This is a genomic window from Sphingopyxis jiangsuensis, assembly GCF_016734905.1.
Taxonomy (GTDB): Bacteria; Pseudomonadota; Alphaproteobacteria; order Sphingomonadales; family Sphingomonadaceae; genus Sphingopyxis; species Sphingopyxis jiangsuensis.
Genome location: NZ_JAERPO010000003.1, coordinates 139,516 through 157,841, shown reverse-complemented (window position 1 = coordinate 157,841; position 18,326 = coordinate 139,516). Strand labels below are relative to the sequence as shown.

At 68.7% G+C, this 18,326-nt stretch carries 20 protein-coding genes; 8 read left to right on the top strand and 12 right to left on the bottom strand.

The window, feature by feature from the left end; translation table 11 throughout:
• Nucleotides 1–157: 157 nt before the first annotated feature.
• From JI743_RS13755 to JI743_RS13745, 3 genes are all read left to right on the top strand, one after another.
• Nucleotides 158–1,339 carry an acetyl-CoA C-acyltransferase gene (locus JI743_RS13755; RefSeq protein ID WP_201928914.1) on the top strand — a complete coding sequence of 394 codons (1,182 nt, stop codon included), beginning with the start codon at nt 158–160 and terminating at the stop codon, nt 1,337–1,339.
• Between the two features lie 54 nt (nt 1,340–1,393).
• The gene (locus tag JI743_RS13750) at nt 1,394–1,684 is read left to right on the top strand and encodes a putative quinol monooxygenase (RefSeq protein WP_201928913.1); all 291 of its coding nucleotides are present in this window, start codon (nt 1,394–1,396) and stop codon (nt 1,682–1,684) included.
• A gap of 189 nt (nt 1,685–1,873) precedes the next feature.
• Nucleotides 1,874–2,158: a hypothetical protein gene (locus tag JI743_RS13745; RefSeq protein ID WP_201928912.1), complete on the top strand. Its 285-nt coding sequence runs from the start codon at nt 1,874–1,876 to the stop codon at nt 2,156–2,158.
• 49 nt (nt 2,159–2,207) lie between these two features.
• On the opposite strand, the gene soxR is transcribed toward JI743_RS13745, so the two are convergent.
• Nucleotides 2,208–2,678, bottom strand: a complete 471-nt coding sequence (soxR, locus tag JI743_RS13740) for a redox-sensitive transcriptional activator SoxR (RefSeq protein ID WP_201928911.1) — start codon at nt 2,676–2,678, stop codon at nt 2,208–2,210.
• Nucleotides 2,679–2,765: 87 nt separating this feature from the next.
• Here soxR and JI743_RS13735 point away from each other — a divergent pair, with 87 nt between their 5' ends.
• Together JI743_RS13735 and JI743_RS13730 are read left to right on the top strand one after the other, a co-directional pair.
• The gene (locus tag JI743_RS13735; protein ID WP_201928910.1) at nt 2,766–3,161 is read left to right on the top strand and encodes a VOC family protein; all 396 of its coding nucleotides are present in this window, start codon (nt 2,766–2,768) and stop codon (nt 3,159–3,161) included.
• A gap of 63 nt (nt 3,162–3,224) precedes the next feature.
• Entirely contained in the window at nt 3,225–3,689 is a 465-nt protein-coding gene (locus tag JI743_RS13730; RefSeq protein ID WP_201928909.1) for a pyridoxamine 5'-phosphate oxidase family protein, read from the top strand.
• A gap of 125 nt (nt 3,690–3,814) precedes the next feature.
• On the opposite strand, the gene JI743_RS13725 is transcribed toward JI743_RS13730, so the two are convergent.
• Nucleotides 3,815–4,807 (bottom strand): dipeptide epimerase, encoded by a 993-nt coding sequence (locus tag JI743_RS13725; RefSeq protein ID WP_201928908.1) that lies wholly within the window; start codon nt 4,805–4,807, stop codon nt 3,815–3,817.
• 158 nt (nt 4,808–4,965) lie between these two features.
• Between JI743_RS13725 and JI743_RS13720 the strand changes: the two genes are divergently transcribed.
• Nucleotides 4,966–5,361: a YkvA family protein gene (locus JI743_RS13720; RefSeq protein WP_201928907.1), complete on the top strand. Its 396-nt coding sequence runs from the start codon at nt 4,966–4,968 to the stop codon at nt 5,359–5,361.
• Between the two features lie 199 nt (nt 5,362–5,560).
• Here JI743_RS13720 and JI743_RS13715 read toward each other — a convergent pair whose 3' ends face one another.
• Entirely contained in the window at nt 5,561–6,781 is a 1,221-nt protein-coding gene (locus tag JI743_RS13715) for a polyhydroxyalkanoate depolymerase (protein ID WP_201928906.1), read from the bottom strand.
• 173 nt (nt 6,782–6,954) lie between these two features.
• Between JI743_RS13715 and JI743_RS13710 the strand changes: the two genes are divergently transcribed.
• The gene (locus JI743_RS13710; protein ID WP_201928905.1) at nt 6,955–8,763 is read left to right on the top strand and encodes an ABC transporter transmembrane domain-containing protein; all 1,809 of its coding nucleotides are present in this window, start codon (nt 6,955–6,957) and stop codon (nt 8,761–8,763) included.
• A gap of 14 nt (nt 8,764–8,777) precedes the next feature.
• Complete coding sequence (locus JI743_RS13705) at nt 8,778–9,314, top strand: DUF1993 domain-containing protein (RefSeq protein ID WP_201928904.1); 537 nt, start codon at nt 8,778–8,780, stop codon at nt 9,312–9,314.
• A 31-nt stretch (nt 9,315–9,345) separates the two neighbouring features.
• Here the strand turns inward: JI743_RS13705 and JI743_RS13700 are convergent, their stop codons facing one another.
• From JI743_RS13700 to JI743_RS13660, 9 genes are all read right to left on the bottom strand, one after another.
• Nucleotides 9,346–9,768 (bottom strand): ExbD/TolR family protein, encoded by a 423-nt coding sequence (locus tag JI743_RS13700; protein WP_201928903.1) that lies wholly within the window; start codon nt 9,766–9,768, stop codon nt 9,346–9,348.
• 293 nt (nt 9,769–10,061) lie between these two features.
• Entirely contained in the window at nt 10,062–11,177 is a 1,116-nt protein-coding gene (locus JI743_RS13695) for an OmpA family protein (protein WP_201928902.1), read from the bottom strand.
• A gap of 130 nt (nt 11,178–11,307) precedes the next feature.
• A complete protein-coding gene (locus JI743_RS13690; RefSeq protein WP_201928901.1) occupies nt 11,308–11,760 on the bottom strand; it encodes a DUF2793 domain-containing protein in 453 nt (150 codons plus the stop codon).
• 11 nt (nt 11,761–11,771) lie between these two features.
• Entirely contained in the window at nt 11,772–13,943 is a 2,172-nt protein-coding gene (locus JI743_RS13685; RefSeq protein WP_201928900.1) for a GTA baseplate fiber-binding domain-containing protein, read from the bottom strand.
• 11 nt (nt 13,944–13,954) lie between these two features.
• Nucleotides 13,955–14,365 (bottom strand): NlpC/P60 family protein, encoded by a 411-nt coding sequence (locus JI743_RS13680; protein ID WP_330902886.1) that lies wholly within the window; start codon nt 14,363–14,365, stop codon nt 13,955–13,957.
• Nucleotides 14,358–15,182, bottom strand: a complete 825-nt coding sequence (locus tag JI743_RS13675; RefSeq protein WP_201928898.1) for a phage/gene transfer agent baseplate hub protein — start codon at nt 15,180–15,182, stop codon at nt 14,358–14,360. The genes JI743_RS13680 and JI743_RS13675 overlap by 8 nt, the downstream gene beginning before the upstream one ends.
• Nucleotides 15,176–17,509, bottom strand: coding sequence for a DUF2460 domain-containing protein (locus JI743_RS13670; protein WP_201928897.1), 2,334 nt, complete (start codon nt 17,507–17,509; stop codon nt 15,176–15,178). The genes JI743_RS13675 and JI743_RS13670 overlap by 7 nt, the downstream gene beginning before the upstream one ends.
• Nucleotides 17,509–18,078 (bottom strand): tail tape measure protein, encoded by a 570-nt coding sequence (locus JI743_RS13665; RefSeq protein WP_201928896.1) that lies wholly within the window; start codon nt 18,076–18,078, stop codon nt 17,509–17,511. The genes JI743_RS13670 and JI743_RS13665 overlap by 1 nt, the downstream gene beginning before the upstream one ends.
• On the bottom strand, nt 18,065–18,277 hold the full coding sequence (locus tag JI743_RS13660) for a phage tail assembly chaperone (RefSeq protein ID WP_314816760.1): 213 nt from the start codon (nt 18,275–18,277) through the stop codon (nt 18,065–18,067). Before JI743_RS13660 ends, JI743_RS13665 begins: the two co-directional genes overlap by 14 nt.
• Between the last annotated feature and the right edge of the window lie 49 nt (nt 18,278–18,326).

Genomic DNA, 18,326 nt, shown 5'->3' with positions numbered 1-18,326 from the left:
TGACTTATTCCCTCCCCTTCAGGGGAGGGGCAGCGAGACTTGCCAGCTTGCTGGCTAGTCGCAGCGGGGTGGGCCGAGCGGCCTTGCACCAGCCTGCGACACCCCAACCCAACCCCTCTCCTGATTGGGAGGGGCTTAGAAAGAGAAGGAATTCATCATGCGTGACGCCGTCATCGTTTCCACCGCCCGCACCCCGCTGACCAAGGCGGGCCGCGGGTCGTTCAACAACACGCTGTCGCCGACGCTCGGCGCCTTTTCGGTCAAGGCCGCGGTCGAGCGCGCCGGCGTCGAGGGCGGCGAGATCGACGACGTCGTCTTCGGCGCCGCGATGCAGCAGGGGTCGCAGTCGCCGAACGTCGCGCGCCTGATCGCACTGCGCGCCGGCCTGCCCGTCACCGTCCCCGGCATGTCGATCGACCGCCAATGCTCGTCGGGGCTGATGACCATCGCGACCGCGGCGAAGCAGATCATCGTCGATCGCCAGGACGTCGTCGTCGCGGGCGGCGTCGAGAGCATTTCGAAGGTCAGCGGCAGCGGCAAGGTGTGGATCGAACCCGACGCCGACCTGATCGCGATGCACAAGGACACCTATATGCCGATGATCGGCACGGCAGAGGTCGTCGCCAAGCGCTACAACATCAGCCGCGAGGCGCAGGACGAATATTCGCTCCAGTCGCAGCAGCGTACCGCCGCCGCGCAGGCCGCGGGCAAGTTCGCCGACGAAATCATCGCGTGCAACGCCACGATGGCGGTGATGGACAAGGAAACCAAGGAAGTCAGCTTCAAGGACGTCGTCGCCGACCGCGACGAATGCAACCGCCCCGACACGACACTCGAAGGGCTCGCGAGCCTCAAGCCCGTGATGGGCGAAGGCCACACGATCACCGCGGGCAACGCCAGCCAGCTCTCGGACGGCTCGTCGGCGGCGGTGCTGATGGAGGCAAAGCTTGCCGAAAAGCGCGGCCTGACCCCGCTCGGCCGCTATGTCGGCATGGCGGTCGCGGGCACCGAGCCCGACGAAATGGGGATCGGCCCCGTTTTCGCGATTCCAAAGCTGCTCGAACGCTTCGACCTCAAGATGGACGACATCGGCCTGTGGGAACTCAATGAGGCCTTTGCCGTCCAGGTTCTCTATTGCCGCGACAAGCTCGGCATCCCGAACGAACTCTTGAACGTCAACGGCGGCTCGATCTCGATCGGCCACCCCTTCGGCATGACGGGCGCGCGCTGCGTCGGCCACGCTTTGCTCGAAGGCAAGCGCCGCGGCGTCAAATATGCTGTCGTCACCATGTGCATCGGCGGCGGCCAGGGCGCGGCAGGGCTTTTCGAAGTCTTCTGACCAACCAGCGGGCCGGTCCTTCGGGACCGGCCCATTCTTTTGAGGAAAAACACCATGAGCGCCATCGGCATCATCGCGACGCTGCGCGTCCAGCCCGGCAAGGAAGCCGAGTTCGAGAGCGTCTTCGCCGACCTCGCCGCCGCGGTCCGCGCAAACGAAGCGGGCAACAGCTATTACCGGCTGTTCAAGGCAGGCGAGGCGGGCGTGTACAAGGTCATGGAATGCTATGACGACGCGGCCGCGACCGAGACGCACCGCGCATCGGACCATTTCCGCACGCTCGGCGCCAAACTCGGCCCCTGCCTCGCCGGCGCGCCGGAGATTGAGACACTGCAGGCGGTTTGAGCGGCGCGGATCGCCGCCTCTGCCCACTCCCGTCACCCCGGGCTTGACCCGGGGTCCATTCACGCAACGTCGAGGCAGTGGATCCCGGGTCAAGCCCGGGATGACGAATGTCCGTTGGCGACCGATTGCGGCCGATTTTGTTTCGTGCAATCTTGATGTTGCTGATACCGACTTCAACGAGTTGATCTTATGGATTTAAGGCGGTCATTTTGGCGTTTTGCCTATCTCCGTTATCAATTCCGAAGTCCGTCGATCAGCCGCGAGAGACTTGCATTTGGCATCTCGATTTTTTTTGGCTTCGTCTATGCCACTGCATTCTGGCACGATTTTCGTGGGAATCTTGAAGTCATTCCCGGAGTGATCGGTTTGGTTGTTGTGCCGCTTTTGATCGCGTTCGCTCACCGACGAATTCGACTGGAATATGCCAGTGGCGGGAGAGGCGCGCTCTATCGAAAAATGTTGGCAAGCAATTAGCCAGCATTCCGCTCCCCACCTCCTACCTGTCGCCCCCAACAACGCCCCCTCACCCCACCTCGGCAATCTCCCCCGCCCGGTCGCCGAGCAGGTAACGCGGCCCCGCGCCGCGCTGCGCCGCCTTGTCGCCGGGGTTGTAGAGCGCGCATTTCTTCAGCGACAGGCACCCACAGCCGATGCAATTGCCCAGCAGCTCGCGCGTCCGTTGCAGCGACGCGATCTGCGCGTCGATCCGCGCGCCCAGCCCGGTGCTGATCCGCGCCCAGTCGGCCGCATTCGGCGTACGCCCCGCGGGCAGGCGCGCGAGTTCGGCGCCGATTTCCTCGAGCGCCAGCCCCAATTGCTGCGCGATCAGGATGAACGAGACGCGGCGGATGTCGGCGCGCAGGAAACGCCGCTGCCCGCCGCGCGTGCGCAGCGCCTCGACCAGCCCCTTCGCCTCGTAAAAGCGGATCGCCGACACCGCGACGCCGGTGCGCGCCGCAAGCTCGCCGATCGATATCAGGTCGGTGCGGTGCATCGTCGCTCCTTTCGTCATTGGCCCTTGACCTAAACCTCACTTGAACTTTCATAACTGTCTGCGTCAACCCGAATCAGGAGTTTTTTCGTGGCGCATCCCTTTATCGAGCATGTGAACATCACCGTCAGCGACCCCGACCGCAGCGCCGCGCTGATGCACGCCATTTTCGGCTGGAACGAGCGCTGGCGCGGCCCCTCGCTTCACGGCGGCCGCACGATCCATGTCGGCAGCGACACCGCCTATCTCGCGCTCTACACCGGCCCCGACGGCGAACATGCCGGCGTGCGCTATCCGAAGGGCGAGCCGCTCCAGCATATCGGCGTCCAGGTCGACGACCTCGACGCGACCGAAGCGCGCGTCGCTGCCGCGGGGCTCACCCCGTTCAACCACGGCGATTACGAACCCGGCCGCCGTTTCTATTTCCTCGACCCCGACGGCATCGAGTTCGAGGTGGTGAGCTACGCCGACCCCCACCCGCGCTGAGGCGGAGCAACATATGGCGCGGCGCCGCGTTGACTCCTTGAACCAACCGAAAGGAGTCCCCCCATGAGCGACGATATCAAGAAGCGGTTCTGGAAAGAACTCGCCGACAGCCCCAATGTCATGGTCGGCCAGACTGGCGAGCGCGCGCACCATATCCCGATGCGCGCGCAGCTCGACAAGGATGCGAACAGCGCCTTCTGGTTTTTCACCGCGACCGACAACCGCCTCGCGGGCGGCGGCCCCGCGATGGCGCAGTTCGCGGCAAAGGGCCACGACCTCTTCGCCTGCATTTCGGGAACGCTGCGCCCCGAAACCGATCGCGCGGTTCTCGACAAGCTGTGGAGCAACGGCGTCGCGGCGTGGTACGAGGGCGGCAAGGACGACCCCAAGCTGCTGCTGCTGCGCTTCGACCTCGACGACGCCGAAATCTGGACCGCCGACGCGGGCATCAAGGGCATGTTCAAGCTCGCGACCGGCATGACGATGAAGGAAGGCGACCTCGGCCAGCACGCCGAAGTGGCGCTCTAGCCCACCTCATCGATCGTCATTCCAGCGTAGGCCGGAATCTCGCCGGTGCGACAAATCGCGAGGTCGAGATCCCGGCCTTCGCCGGGATGACGATTTACGAAACCCATATGACGTCCGGGGCGTCCTCACCCCACGCGCGGTGCGACCTGCCCTTCGCGAAACTCAAACCCGCCCTCGCGGTCGCGCGCGAGCAGCGCGGGACCGTCGAGGTCGACCCAGCGCGCGCGCTGCGCGAGCACGAACGCCGGCGCGATCGCCAGGCTCGTGCACAGCATGCATCCGACCATGATCGACAGCCCGGCCGCGTCCGCCGCATCGGCAAGGCGCAGCGCCTCGGTCAACCCGCCCGCCTTGTCGAGCTTGATGTTCACGCCGTCGTAAAAGGCGCCGATCCGCGCGACGTCGGCGGCGGTGTGGCAGCTTTCGTCGGCGATGAAGGGGATCGGCGCGTAAATGGGGTCGAGCAGGGCATCGGCGCCGACCGGCACCGGCTGTTCGATCATCTCGACGCCCAGGTCGGACAGCGCCTCGGCCTCGCTCAAGATATCGACCTGTCCCCAGCTTTCGTTGGCATCGACGATCAGCCGCGCGTCGGGCGCGCCCTTGCGCACCGCCGTGACGCGGAGCCGGTCGTCGTCGCCGGTCAGCTTGACCTTGAGCAGCCGGTATCCGTCGGCGGCCGCGGTCGCCGCGGCCTCGGCCATCTCGCCCGGCCGTCCGTGCGAGATGGTGAAGGCGGTCAGCCGCGCGGTCGGCGCACCGTCGCACCCCGCGAGTTGCCACAGCCGCATCCCGCGCTGCTTTGCCTCGAGGTCCCACAGCGCGCAGTCGAGCGCGTTGCGCGCCGCCCCCGCCGCCATCATTTCCTGAACCGCCGCGCGCGCCTCGGCGGCCTCCAGGTCGGCGATCAGCGACGCGACCCGCAAAATCTCGTCGCGGCACCCCGTCGCGTCCTCGCCCAGATAATAGACGGGCGTCCCCTCGCCGCGCCCGACCTCGCCCCTGCCCTCGATCTCGGCGACGATGACGTCGACATGTTCCTTGGCGCCGCGGCTGGTGACGAAGCTCCCCGTCACGGGCCAGCGCTCGACGCGCGCGCTTTTCAGTTGGATAGCCATGAACGGATCATAGGCGAAGACCGCCGTCCCACAATATCGTCATTGCGAGGAGCCGCAGGCGACGCGGCAATCTCCAGTCTCGATGACGGTGCTATCGCGGCGGCTGGAGATTGCTTCGCTTCGCTCGCAATGACGGACAAACCTTCTATGGTGCCGCCATGCCGGGCAAATCCCTTTCCGAACGCATCGCCGATTTCGGCCGCCGCCTCGCGGTCGAGGCGCACGCCGCCTGGCTCGCCGCCCGCGACCCGCGCACGCCCTGGCCCGCGCGGCTGATCGCGCTCGCGGCCGCGGCCTATGCGCTGTCGCCGATCGACCTCGTCCCCGATTTCATCCCCGTGCTCGGCTGGATCGACGACCTGATCCTCGTCCCCGCCGGATTGATCCTCGTCCGCCGCCTGATCCCGCGCGCGCTATGGAGCGAATTCCACGCCGTCGCCGCAGCCGCCAGCAAACACCCCTCAAGCCGCGCCGGCATGGCGATGGTGCTGCTCGCCTGGGCCGCGATCCTCTACATCGTCTATTGGAGCGTCCGGGTCGCGCCGGTGCATTGAAGGCACGGCGCTATGGCTACGAAGGGGTAGGTGTCTGCCCCTCCCCCCCTCCCCATGCCTGCGGCACAGGGAGGATCTGATGGCCGCAACCGGTCGTTTCCCGCCTTTCGTCATCCCGGACCTGATCCGGGACCCATGATTTCGGCGCTGCTATGGAGCCCGGATCAAGTCCGGGATTCCGGGTGCTGGACCGCCGCCCCTACCCGCCGTTACCGCAAATCCACGCCTCAACCACCGGCGCAATTTCCTCGCGCCATTTGCGGCCGTTGAAGATGCCATAATGGCCGACGCCCTTCGCCATCAGATATTTCTTCTTCGCGGCGGGCAGCGACTTGGCGAGCGTCAGCGCCGCCTTGGTCTGGCCGATCCCCGAAATATCGTCGCGCTCGCCCTCGATCGCGAGCAGCGCAATATCCTCGATCGCATTGAGGTCGACCGGCTTGCCGCGATGCAGCAATTCGCCCTTGGGCAGCAGGTGGCGCTGGAACACCGCGTCGACCGTCTGCAGGTAGAATTCGGCGGTCATGTCGCAGACCGCGCGGTATTCGTCATAGAATTCCTTGGTCTTGTCCGCGCTCTCGTCGTCGCCGTCGACCAGATGTTTGAACATCTCCCAATGGCTCGTCATATGATTGCCGAGGTTCATCGACATGAAGCCCGCGAGTTGCAGGAAGCCCGGATAGACGCGGCGCCCCGCGCCCGGATAATAAGCGGGGACGGTTGCGATGACATTTTCCTGGAACCAGGCATAGGGGCGCGTTGTCGCATGCTGGTTGACCGCGGTCGGCGCCTTGCGCGTGTCGATCGGCCCGCCCATCATCGTCAGCGTGCGCGGGCGGCATTTATGCTTTGCCGCCGCCATGATCGCCGCGGCGGCATAGCTCGGCACCGACGGCTGGCACACCGCGAGCATATGCGCGCCCGGCCCGATATGCTCGAGCCAGCCGATGATATAGTCGATATAATCGTCGAGGTCGAAATGCCCGTCCTCGAGCGGGACGTTGCGCGCGTCGCGCCAGTCGGTGATCCACACGTCATGGCCTGGCAGCATGCGCTCGACCGTGCCGCGCAGCAGCGTCGCATAATGGCCCGACATCGGCGCGACGATCAGCAGCTTGGGCGCATCCTTCGTGCCCTTGTGCTTGAAATGCTTGAGCTGGCCAAAGGGCTTGCGCGCCTCGACCGCCTCGGTCACGCGCACCGTCTCGCCATCGACGACGGTGTCGTACAGGTCGAAGCGCGGTTTGCCGCGCGGCGCCGCGGCGTGCGCGAACACCTCGAGCGCCGAGGCGAAGGCGGGGCTGCCGCCGAAATAGCCGAGCGGGTTGGCGGGATGTTGCATGACCTGCGCGCCCGCGGTCGCCAGCGCGCTCGCGCCGGCAAGCCAGCTCTTCTGCATTTCAAATGCGTGATACAGCATCGATATTCCTTGCGTCCGTCTCCGGCGCTCTGACGGCGCCGCGTGTTGGCGGGCATCCTAGGCCATCGGTGTCATTGTGCAACGCATCATTTGGCTGGGCTTCAAAGCGCTTGAAGCAGGGCGCGATTCTGCGGCGTTGAGCGGCTGCGGACGGGCTGCTAGGGCGATGACCGATGGCGACAACAACCGAACAACCCGCCCCGCCCGCCCCCTCCCCCGTGCAGGATTCGCGGCCGCGAAAGCTCGGCAGCCTGCGCATGGTGTGGCATTTTGCGAGCGATTATCCGCTCCAGATCCTGATTGCGGCAATCGCGCTCGGCGTCGCCGCGCTCGCGACGCTCGCGATCCCGTGGCAGTTCAAGGAGATGATCGACAGCGGCTTCGTCGCGGGTGGCGGCGACGTCGCGCCGCATTTCCGCCTCTTCTACCTGATCGTCGTCCTGCTCGCGCTCGCGACCGCGGTGCGCTTCTATTTCGTGTCGTGGGTCGGCGAGCGGACCGTTGCCGACATCCGGCAGGCGGTTCAGCGCAACCTGCTGCGGCTCGCCCCCGGCTTTTTCGAGGAAAACCGGCCGTCCGAAATCGCCTCGCGCATGACGTCGGATACCGCGATCATCGAACAGATCGTCGGCACCACCGTCTCGGTCGCGCTCCGCAACACCGTCATGGGCATCGGCGGCATCATCTATCTCTTCTCGCTCTCGCCCAAGCTCACCGGCGGCATCTTGCTCGGCATTCCCATCATCATCCTGCCGATCGTCCTGCTCGGCCGCCGCCTTCAGAAGGTGTCGCGGTCGAGCCAGGACCGCGTCGCAGACATCGGCGCGACGACCGCCGAACAGCTCGGCGCGATGAAGATCGTCCAGGCGTTCGGACAGGAAGGGCGCGAAGCCGAGCGGTTCGCCGGCGCGGTCGAGGCGAATTTCGCGACCGCGCGCCGCCGCATCCGCCTGCGCGCGGTGATGACCGCGATCGTCATCGGGCTGCTCTTCGGCGCGATCACGACGCTGCTCTGGTACGGCGCGGCGGGGGTCGCGGCGGGGACGATCACCGGCGGCACCATCGCGGCCTTCGTGCTCACCGGCGGGCTTGTCGCGGGTGCATTCGGCGCGCTCACCGAAGTCTATGGCGACCTGCTCCGCGCCGCGGGCGCCGCCGAGCGGCTCAACGAGCTGCTCGTCGCCGAACCCGATATTTCGGTGCCCGCCGCGCCGCGCGCCTTCCCGGTACCGCCGCTCGGCACGCTCGAATTCGAGCGCGTCGAATTCCGCTATCCGACGCGCCCCGATGCGCCCGCGCTCCACGACTTCACGCTCGGCATCCGCCCGCGCGAGACCGTCGCGATCGTCGGCCCGTCGGGCGCAGGCAAGTCGACGCTCTTCCAGCTCGCCGAGCGCTTCTACGACCCGCAGGCGGGCGAGATCCGCCTCGACGGCGTTCCGCTCACCGCGGCCGACCCCGCCGACATTCGCGCGCGGATCGCCATGGTGCCGCAGGAAACGGTGATCTTCGCGGCGTCGGCGCGCGACAATCTGCGCTACGGCAATTGGGACGCCGATGACGACGAGCTGTGGGCCGCGGCACGCGCGGCGAATGCCGAGGAGTTTCTGCGCAAGCTTCCCGACGGGCTCGACACCTTCATGGGCGAGGGCGGCGCGCGGCTGTCGGGCGGCCAGCGCCAACGCGTCGCGATCGCCCGCGCGCTGCTGCGCCGCGCACCGCTGTTGCTGCTCGACGAGGCGACTTCGGCACTCGACGCCGAGTCCGAACGGCTCGTTCAGGACGCACTCGAAGCGCTGATGCACGACCGCACGACCATCGTCATCGCGCACCGCCTCGCGACCGTGCGTGCGGCCGACCGCATCGTCGTCATGGACGAAGGCCGCATCGTCGAGGAGGGGCGCCACGATGACCTCGTCGCCGCCGACGGCCTCTATGCGCGGCTCGCGCGGCTGCAGTTCCAGGACAATCTCGTCGCCTGACCAAAGGACACATCATGCTCTATGAATCGACCGTCCCTGCTTACGCCAACGGCCTGCGCGCGTTGTCGGCGCAGCTCGACAAGGCGCTGGCGTGGGGCAAGGACAATGGCGTCGGCGAGTTGCAACTGCTTGCCGCGCGGATTGCCCCCGACATGTTCCCGCTCGCGGCGCAGGTTCGCTTTTCCTGCCTCCAGGCGCTTCAGTCGCCGACGCGGCTGGGGGCGACCGGTGCCCCGGCGTTCGAGGAGGATGCCGCCGATTTCGCGGGCCTTCAGCAGCAGATTGCCGACAGCCTCGGCTGGCTCGAAACCGTCGACCGTGCCGCGCTCGACGCAGACCCTGATCGCGCGGTCGGCTTCACCCTCCCCAACGGGATGGCGTTCGACATGACCGCGGCGACCTATGTCCGCGACTGGGCGCAGCCGCAATTCTACTTCCACCTCGTCGCCGCCTATGCGGTTCTGCGCCATATGGGCGTCCCGCTCGGCAAGGCCGACTATGTCGGCTATATGATGCAATATCTGCGCCCCGGCACCGCTCCGGCGTCCTGAATCGACCGGCGCGGGCCGCACGCGCGACAGATTAGATGCTGTCGCGATACTGGTGGATACCGGGAAAGCCGACCGATTTCGCGCCGTTGCGGCGGATCGCCCCGATTGCCTGGTCGACGCGCAAATAGCGCGCGCGGGCATCGGGTTCGAGCAGGATCGCGGCGGGCTGCGCGCGCTCTGACGCGCGCTTGACCAGCATGCCCAGCTCCGCAACATCCACCGCCTCGTCGTTCCAGCGGATGACATCGGCCGTGTCGATCGTCACCCGATTCTCGTCGGCGACGGGAATATCGGGACCACCCGAAGGCAATGTGATGTCGACGACATGCGTCGGGGCCGGGATGGTGATGACGAACATCACCAACATCACGAGCATGACGTCGATCAGCGGCGTCGTGTTGATGTCGGGGCTGGCGTTCGGATCGGCACGGAAAATGCTGCGGCGCTTGCGCATGGCGCTCTCTCCCTTTCGGGCACGGGCCGCGGCGCGCTGTCGCCGGCGTCCGCGGCGTCGTGCAACCGGCGACGCTTCCGCGACAGTCGCGACCGCTCCTCACCGGCATTGAGACGATATAACATTTTTACCACGCTGCCAAATGAATAAGCAGCGCGGCTGGCAGCGCGGCGATCAATGTGTCGCGGCGCTTGACGCACGCGCCAACGAACAGCGCACGCATAAAGAAAGGGCGGCACCTTTCGGTACCGCCCCTCTTTTCTTCCAGTCCCCGTCGGGAATGGAAACCGGTCTTACATGCCCGAGTTCGGACCGTAAGTGATTTCCACGCGACGGTTCTGGTCGTTGCGGACGCCGTCGGCGGTCGCAACAGCCGGACGCGTTTCGCCGAACGCTTCCGAGCTGATCGAACCGTCGGCAATGCCGCGGGCCGTCAGATAGCTGCGGACCGACGCGTTGCGGCGTTCCGACAGACCGACGTTGTAGCGTGCCGAACCCGAACGGTCGGTGTGACCGGCGAGCATGACCTGCGTACCCGTGCAACCGCGGTTGTAGGCGCTGATCGCATTGTCGAGCGTCGAAGCCGCTTCCGGCGTGATGTTCGACTGATCCCAGTCGAAATACACGATGTACGGCCCAGGCTCGCACTGCACGACCGGCGGCGGCGGCGGCGGCGGAGGCGGAGGCGGCGGGGGAGGCGGCGGCGGCGGCGGAGCCGGCGGCGGCGGCGGTTCCGCTCCACCGAAGTTGTACGTCAGCGTGCCGAGGATCGAGTGCGACCGGAAGCGCGTCGAAACGTCGCGGCCAGCCTGATCGACGAAGTCGAGGCCGCTGGCGTTGAAGAAGCGATACTTCAGGCCGACGTCCCAGTTGCTGCTGAGCGGTGCGCGGATACCCGCGAGCGCCTGCCAGGCAAAGCCCGTGTCCGAATCGTCGATGAACGGACCGGCGAAGACCGGCTCGACCGAAACGCGCGAGATACCGGCGCCACCGCCGACAAAGCCCTGCAGACCATCGTCGGGACCGAAGTCCAGCAAACCGTTGACCATGAAGCTGAGCGCGTTCGAGTCGCCGTTCAGGTCGGTCGAGCCGACGAACGAACCAGTGCCGTTCGCTTGGCTCGGGATGCCCGGAGTGACGAAGCGGCCCGACTTGATGTCGGCTTCGCGCCAGCTGACTTCGACTTCGGCGCGGAACGGGCCGAAATCATAGCCGACAACGCCTTCTGCGTCATAGCCGGTGCGATGGTCCAGCGTGCCAGCGTTGTTGAAGGTTGCGATATCAAGGTCCATGTCCTCGACGATCGTCACACCTGCCCCAACACCGACATACCAGGAGTTGTCGCGCGCCAATGCTGGCGACGCAAGGGCAGTGGAGGCCAACGCCACTGCGACGGCAAGCTTCCTCATAATAAATTCCCCTTTCAATTGAGATTTACGTCTCGTCAGACGTCCTACCCCTGCCTTTGGTTCCGTGCAAGCCAACAAATCGTTAATCTGTTGCCAAAAAGTCGCAGTTTATAGGTCAAGTAATGCAAAATCAGCTTGGTATCATAAGACCCTGCGCGGCAAGCGCCAAAATCACGGCCGCTATTGCGGCGCGCGCCTCGTCGTCGACTGTTGCGCCGCCGACAGGTACGGCGACGCTGTCGGGCGCCACCCATAAACCGGCAGCGAAGCGAAGCATCACCCCGTCCGAAAGGCGTGCAGCCCGCATGCCGGCGCGTGGCACGACGAATCGCCACCCGCCGGCGGTCCAGATGGCGATCGTCATGTCCTGCCCCGCCCAGGCGCCGGTGGCCGCGGCCCCGACAAGCCAGGCATCGCCGGGCGTCGGCGCCGCCGGTGGGTCGGATTGCGGTCCGTCGACCACGGCCATTTGCACGAGCGCATCGATCAACACCAGCGCCTCGTTGTGCGTGACTTCCTTTTGCGCCTGCGCGGTCGCGAGCAGCGGCAGCGACAGGCGCGGTGTTGCGGACAAGTCGGTCATGAAGTTTCCTTTCAGGTCAAGGGCATGCGCAGCGGCAGCGACAGGCCGAAATCGCCGACCTGCCGCACCTCGATGGCGGTCCCCGGTGCGACCCCGGCCATAGCCGCCGCGCCGATTTCCAGCCGGGGCTCCGACACGGACCACGGGCCGACGCCCGGCGCGGGCGGGTCGAGTGTGACGCGCCACGCGGCGGCCGCTTCGCCAGGCGGCAGATCGACCGCGTCGCGCCATCCGGTGTCGGCGCGGCTTCGGCGTATCCATTCGACCACCATCCCTCCGCCGTCGGTGCGGATGCGACCGTGAACGGGGGCGAGCGGGCGCAGCGCGGCGGCGCTTCCCGGCACCGCCTCGACCGTCATGTCGACCGCGCCCCGCGCCGCCCAGTGCAGGGTCGCATCGGAAGATTCGGCGAACCGCGCGAGGGCATCGGGCAGCGCCAGCAGCGCGGTATCGTCGAGAAGCACGAACGGCGTCCCCGCCGGATGCGCCACCGCCTCCGTCCCTGCCCGGCCGCGCAGCAGGCGCGACAATCGCCACAATCCGGGGCCAAGCGGCTCGGCATCGCCGAACTGGATCAGCTCGTCGCCGATCATCGCGCGGTTGGCGCCGCCGAGCAGCGCGAAATCGTCGATCGATTCGAGCGTCATCGCCGGATTGACCAATGCCGCGGTCGCACCGTTCGCCGCGTCGAATATCCATGCGCTTCCCGCGCCGAGCGGCGCCGAAAGCGCACCAAGCGCCGCCGCCGGCCGAATCGTCCCGAGCGCGACCGGCTCGCTCCCCGGCGCCGCGACGAACCAGCCGTCGGCGCCGCGCCACCCGTCGTTGCTCCCCGCCGCTGCGACAAGGATGCGCGGCGCCGTCGCGGCCTGTCCGTCGATGCTCGGAAGGTCGAACAACCGCACCACGCCGTCGGCGTCGGGCCAGTCGGGCGCCGCGACCGGTTGGCCCGGGTCTGCCGCGACCGGCGTTGTCGGAACCGGCGCATGACGCCGCAACTCCAGCGCAATTTCGCCGTCGCGCACCGTGCGCGCCGCCAGCCGCCAGATTCCACCCTCTGCTGCCGCAACCAACCCGCCCACGGGCAAGGCGAGCGCCGCCAGATCGCCGCGCACGACCAGCGTCTCGCGCCCGTCGCTTGCCGCTGCGGCAAGCTTTTGCGCCAGCGCGCGCGCCGACGCCGCCCCCAATGCCGCGGGCAGGTCGATACGCTCCTCGCGCACCCCGCCGCCCGCTACCGCCGCCGCCTGCTGCCCCAGTTGATAGTCGCGCGCCGGTTCATAGTGGCGCAGCCGGATCGACGCCGGCAGCGACGCGAGCGGTACGCGCCGCCGTTCGGCCGCCTCATCGGCTGCCCCCGCGCGCCGCGCTTCGGTATAGGCGGCGAGCGGCGCTGGATCGCCGGTCGCCTCGGCGGGCGCAAGCTGCCACGCCGCGCCCGCACTCACGAGCCGCGTCGCGTCGGCCTCGAACAGCGGCGCCAGCGCGTCGCGCACGCCGTCGCCCGACGCGGCATAGCCCGCAAAGGGCCAGTTCCCCGCAACGCGCCCGTCCTCTCCCGTCAGCGCCGCCGCGACCAGCCCCGCGTCGACATCGCCCGCATCGGCCTCGACTTCAAAGGTCAGCGCCGGGATGCGGTTGCCGAACGCGCCCAGCTCCAGATCCTCGAACACCGCATAGGCGAGGCCGCGAAAGGCGCTCGCCGACGCAAGCCCCACCGCCGACGCGACGAGCGGGTCGACCGGCTGGTCTTCGCCGCCGCCATGCCAGCGAAAGGTGCAGCGTTCCTTGAACGTCCCGCTCGCGCCGCGCAGCAGATTGCCGTCGGCCCAGATACGCCGGATCGCCCGGATCGGCCGCGACGACAGCGCGACCGCGATCGACACCGTATAGCTATATTCGGTCGTCGACGGCCGCCCCTTGCCGCCGCCGCGCTTGTTCCGGTGCTCGATCAGGTCGGTCGCCCAGATCACGCTCCCCGCGACGCGCATCGTCCCGAACAGCATCGGGACATGCTGGCCATAGGTTGACGCCTGCACGCGCAGGTCGGCGAGCCGCGGCCCCTCGCGCCCCTTGGGCTTGAAGATCGCCGCATCGACCTGCTGCCCGACCGCCGCGCCGATTGCCGCGCCGACGGGACCGCCGACGATGCCGCCGACCACCGTCAGCACCAGAGTTGCCATGATCCTCTCCCTCAATCGTCGCCGCGCAGCCGCCAGCGCCGCGCCGCGCCATCGGACGCCTCCAGCGGCGTCTCGACCACGCGCCGCAGCCCCGCATGCGCGTGAACCAGGCTCTCCGGCCCCGTCAGCGCCAGATGAAATTGCCCCGCGGGCAGCGCGATCAGCGCCACGTCGCCCGCTCGCGCGCCGCCTTCAACCGCGGCAAACCCCGCCGCCCGCAGCGCCGCCTCGATCCGTTCGCGACTCCACCCGCGCAGCGGATAGGCGCGCGGGCGCACCAGCCGCACCCCCGCAGCGGCATAGGCCGCCCACACCAGCCCTGCGCAGTCGAGCCCCGTCGCCGGCTCGCACCCCTGCGGGCGGAACCGTACCCCGACCAGGGCCCGCGCCGCTGCAAAGGCCCGAACCCCGACCTCAGCCACCCGGATAGCGCGTGAGCAGATCATTGCCCGGCAAATGCGCCTCGCCCCGGAAATTCACCGCATTGCCAAAACGGTCGCGGCACGTCGCAAGCTGCTTGTCGCACCCCTCGACCAGCCGCACGCGCACCGGCAATTCGGGCATCGCCGGCGGTGCCTCGGCGAGGTGCAACACCGCCCCCTCGCTCGCCATCACCGGCACCTCGATCCCGCAATTCGTGCCCGCCATCCACATCAGCGCGCCATAGGTCATCGCCCCCGCCGCAACCGGCGCATCGAGCGTCACCGACCGCCCCGTGACCGCGACCACGCGCCGCACATGCGTCCGCGGCGCGAGGTCGACGCGGCACGCCCGGTCGCCAAGCGCCGCGCGGCACGAGGGCGAGGTCGCGGGACAGGCCGGCGCGTCGAGCCAGCGCGTCACCCCCTGCAATTCCGCCGTGAACGCCGCGCCGCGCCGCTCGACCGCGCCCAGCGACCCGCGCGCGACCGTGATCGGCGCGGCACCCGGCGCGGTCCAGTCGGTCACGAACAGCGTCATCTCGGCCCCGTCCCAGCGTCCCGCATCAAGGTCGCGCGCGGCAATCGCATCGCTCGTCACCGCGCCGCCCAGGTCCATCGTCTCGGCCTCGATCGCATCGCGCGTTTCGAGCGCCGACGGCTTCATCCCCGGCGCGGCGCGATAGACGAGCCCGTCGATGGCAAGGTCGCGGTCGTGCGACGTCAGCCCGATGACGACCCCGTCGCGCCGCGACAGCCGCCAGCACCAGGCGAGCGTCACCACTTCCTCGCGCAGCCAGTCGGGCGCCGCCGTCACCATGGCGCGCGCACCTCGACCAGCGGCACGCTCGCCAGCTCGCCCGCAAGGAAGGTCGCGCGGCTGACCTCGAGCCGGTCCTCGGCAAAGCGCACCGGCACGTCGAAGCGGAACCCCGCGCGCACCGCCGCGCCTGTGGGCGGCGGCGCGTCGAGCAGCACCTCGCCCGCCTCCGTGACCACGAACGCCGCCGTCTCGATCCCGGCCACCGACACGCGCACGCTTCCCGTGACCGGCAGCGCGATCCGCCGCTCCTGCACCGCCGCGCCGTCGCCGTACCGCTTCACCAGCGCAAAGCCGCGCCGCACCCCGTCACCGTCGCCGAGCCATTGGTCGCCGGGTCCGGGCAGCCCGCCGTCGGCCGCCGAACTCTGGTCGAAGGGGTCGCGAAAGCGGAACGCCCGCGCCGCCCCGCGCCGCGCGCGAAAGAAATCGGCGAGCGTCCGCACATCGGCTTCGGACCGCACCCCCGGCCCCGCGTCATAGCGCATCCGCGCCTCGGCCCACTCGCTCGCGCGCTGCTCGTGCCCCGCAGGCGAGCTTATGATCTGCGTCGAAAATTCGGTTGCCGCCACCGCCTCGCGCCCGATGGCGAGCGGAAAGTCGACCGGATCGAAAGCCTGCACCTCATCCTCCCCGTCAAAGCTCACAAAACCGTCGCGCGCGACCTGCGGCAGCGCCCAGACGAAGGCGCGCGCCACCCCCGCGCGCCGCGCGGCATCGGCGGCGTCGGCAATCGGCGCCCATTGCGCGCGATCCGCCGCGTTCAGCACGAAGCCCGCGAAATAATGCTGCCCGGCGACCGGATAGCCGAGCCGCACGGTCATCGCCGTCCGCGCGCCCGCCGTCTCGGCGCCGCGCCCCGCGGTCACCCAGTCATAATCCTCGAGCTGGAGCACATCGAACGCCGGCGTCGCCCAGCCGAGCGGCACATTGGCGCGGCGCAGCTCGGGCGCGTCGGGGTCGAGCGCAGTCGGCAGGAAGACGAGCAAATGGCTCCCCGTCCCAACTGCCCACGCCGCCCCCGCCTCGTCGCGCGCCGCCGCGACGAGCGCAGCGGTCGACGTCGCGAGCAGCGCCCCGAGCGCGTCGAGCATCGCGCACACCGCGCCGTCCTGCGGCCCGCGCACATCGGGAATCGCGACGCTCGCAGCGCCGAGCGCCGCGCTCGTCGCCGCGTCATAGGCGCAAAGCTGCCCGCCCGCATTGGTCCACCACCAGGGCTCGCCGACCTGGAACTTCACCGCCAGCCCCGCATCGCGCGCGAGTCCGACAAAGGCGCGCGCGACGAGCTGCAAATATCCCATCGCCGCCGCATTGGCGGGCGACAGCAGGGTCGAGGGCGGCTCCCACCCCGTCAGCGCCGGGGCGCCCGATGCGTCGCGCTGCTTCCAGTCGTTCCAGCAATAGGCGTCGAACACTTCGTACGACAGCGACCAGATGATCCCCAGCCCGGCATCGCGGCACGCCGCCGCCAGCGCCGCGTGCCACGCGGCGCACGGGCTCGCGAGCGTCCCGCCCGCCAGGCTCACATAATGGCCGCCGCCCAGCGGCTCGAGCCGCATATAATGGCTCATCCCGACATAATGGACGACATCGCCGCGATAGCCGAGCTGGACGATCTGCCGCACGACGCGCGCGGGGGTCAGATGATAGCAATCGTCATAGCCGTTGGTCATGCCGAGCGCCGTCTCGGGCAGCACCGCATCGCCGATCGCGAGCACCGACCCCGACCCCGAGCAGGCTATGCCGCTCATCTCGGCCCAGCCCTCGACGGGCACCGCCAGCACCCCCGCGCTCCCGTCATAAGCGGGCGGCACCAGCGAAATGAACATGCGGTCGACATCGCCCGCCCACACCGGATCGGCCTCGCCCGGCAGCGCAAAGCCGCCGTCGAGCGCGTCGAAATCCAGCGTGACGACAGCATCCTCGCCGCTCCCCGCCGCATAATTCCACAGCCTCACATACCAGGCGCGCGGGTTTCCCGCCGCGTCGCGCCCCTCGATCGTCAGCGTCGGCCCGTGCAGCGCGTCGAGCGGCTTCACCCCGCCCGACCGCCAGCGAAAGCTAAGCTGCGTGTTCCGGAAATCACGCCGCGTTTCATAGGCGAGCAGCGGATGGTCCCAGCGGTCCTCGGCTTCCCAGATCAGCCCCGCCAGATCGTGCCGGTTATAGAAAACCGCATCGACGCGCAGCGCGTCGGGCGCCATCGTCACCGCGCTCGCCATCATCGGCCGCGCGAAATCGACCGTCCAGAAACGCGGGTCGAAGCGTTTGACCCAGCTCCTGCGATGATGCGGCTCGGCCTTCGCCACCAGCGCCCAGCCCATCACTCCTCCCCCGCCGCCACGGCGCGCCGCACCGCGCGCGCAAGCTGCCGTCCCGTCTGCGCCAGCCGCTGCGGATCGGCCCCCGCCTCGCCCCGCACATTGACCGTGATCGCGATGTTGCGCGTTGCCGCGCCCGCAGGCTCGATCCGGCCGCTCGCGGTCGGCACGAAATATTCGGGGCCGCGCTCGCCGACGCGATAGGCGCGCCCGGCGCTCACCGGCCCGCCCGTCGCGCGCCCCGGCGCCCCGAACAGCGCGAGCGCGAGCGACGCGCCGAGCGACGCCAGCCCGCCGCCCCCACCGCCCTGCTGGCCGCCGCCCGCAACGGCGTTCGCAACGGCGGCGCGCGCAATATCGGCCATCACCGACAGCGCGAGCCGCTTCAGATCCTCGAACCCCAGCTTGCCGCTCGTGATCGCGCGCGCCAGCGACCGCTCGATCGCGCGCCCCGCCGCGTCGGCGCCCTGCGCCAGCGGCCCCTCCATCGCGGCGCGCATCGCGGCGATGTCGCGCCGGAACGCCCCCGTGTCGGCGCGCACCGACACGCGCATCTCGTCAAACTCGTCCATCGGGAAAGCTCTCCATCATCGCGCCCAGCGCCGCGCGGTCGACCCCCGCACCGCCCGCCTCCTCGTCGCGCCACCCGCCCAGCACCGCCGCAACATCGGCCGGCGTCGCCGCCCAGAACTCTTCGGGCCGCCACCCCGCAATGCGCGCCATCGTGCCGAGCAACCGGACCGCCGAGACGCCAAACCCAGGATCAGACACAGTAATCCTCCCTGTCGCGCAGCGATGGGGAGGTGGCAGCGGCAAAGCC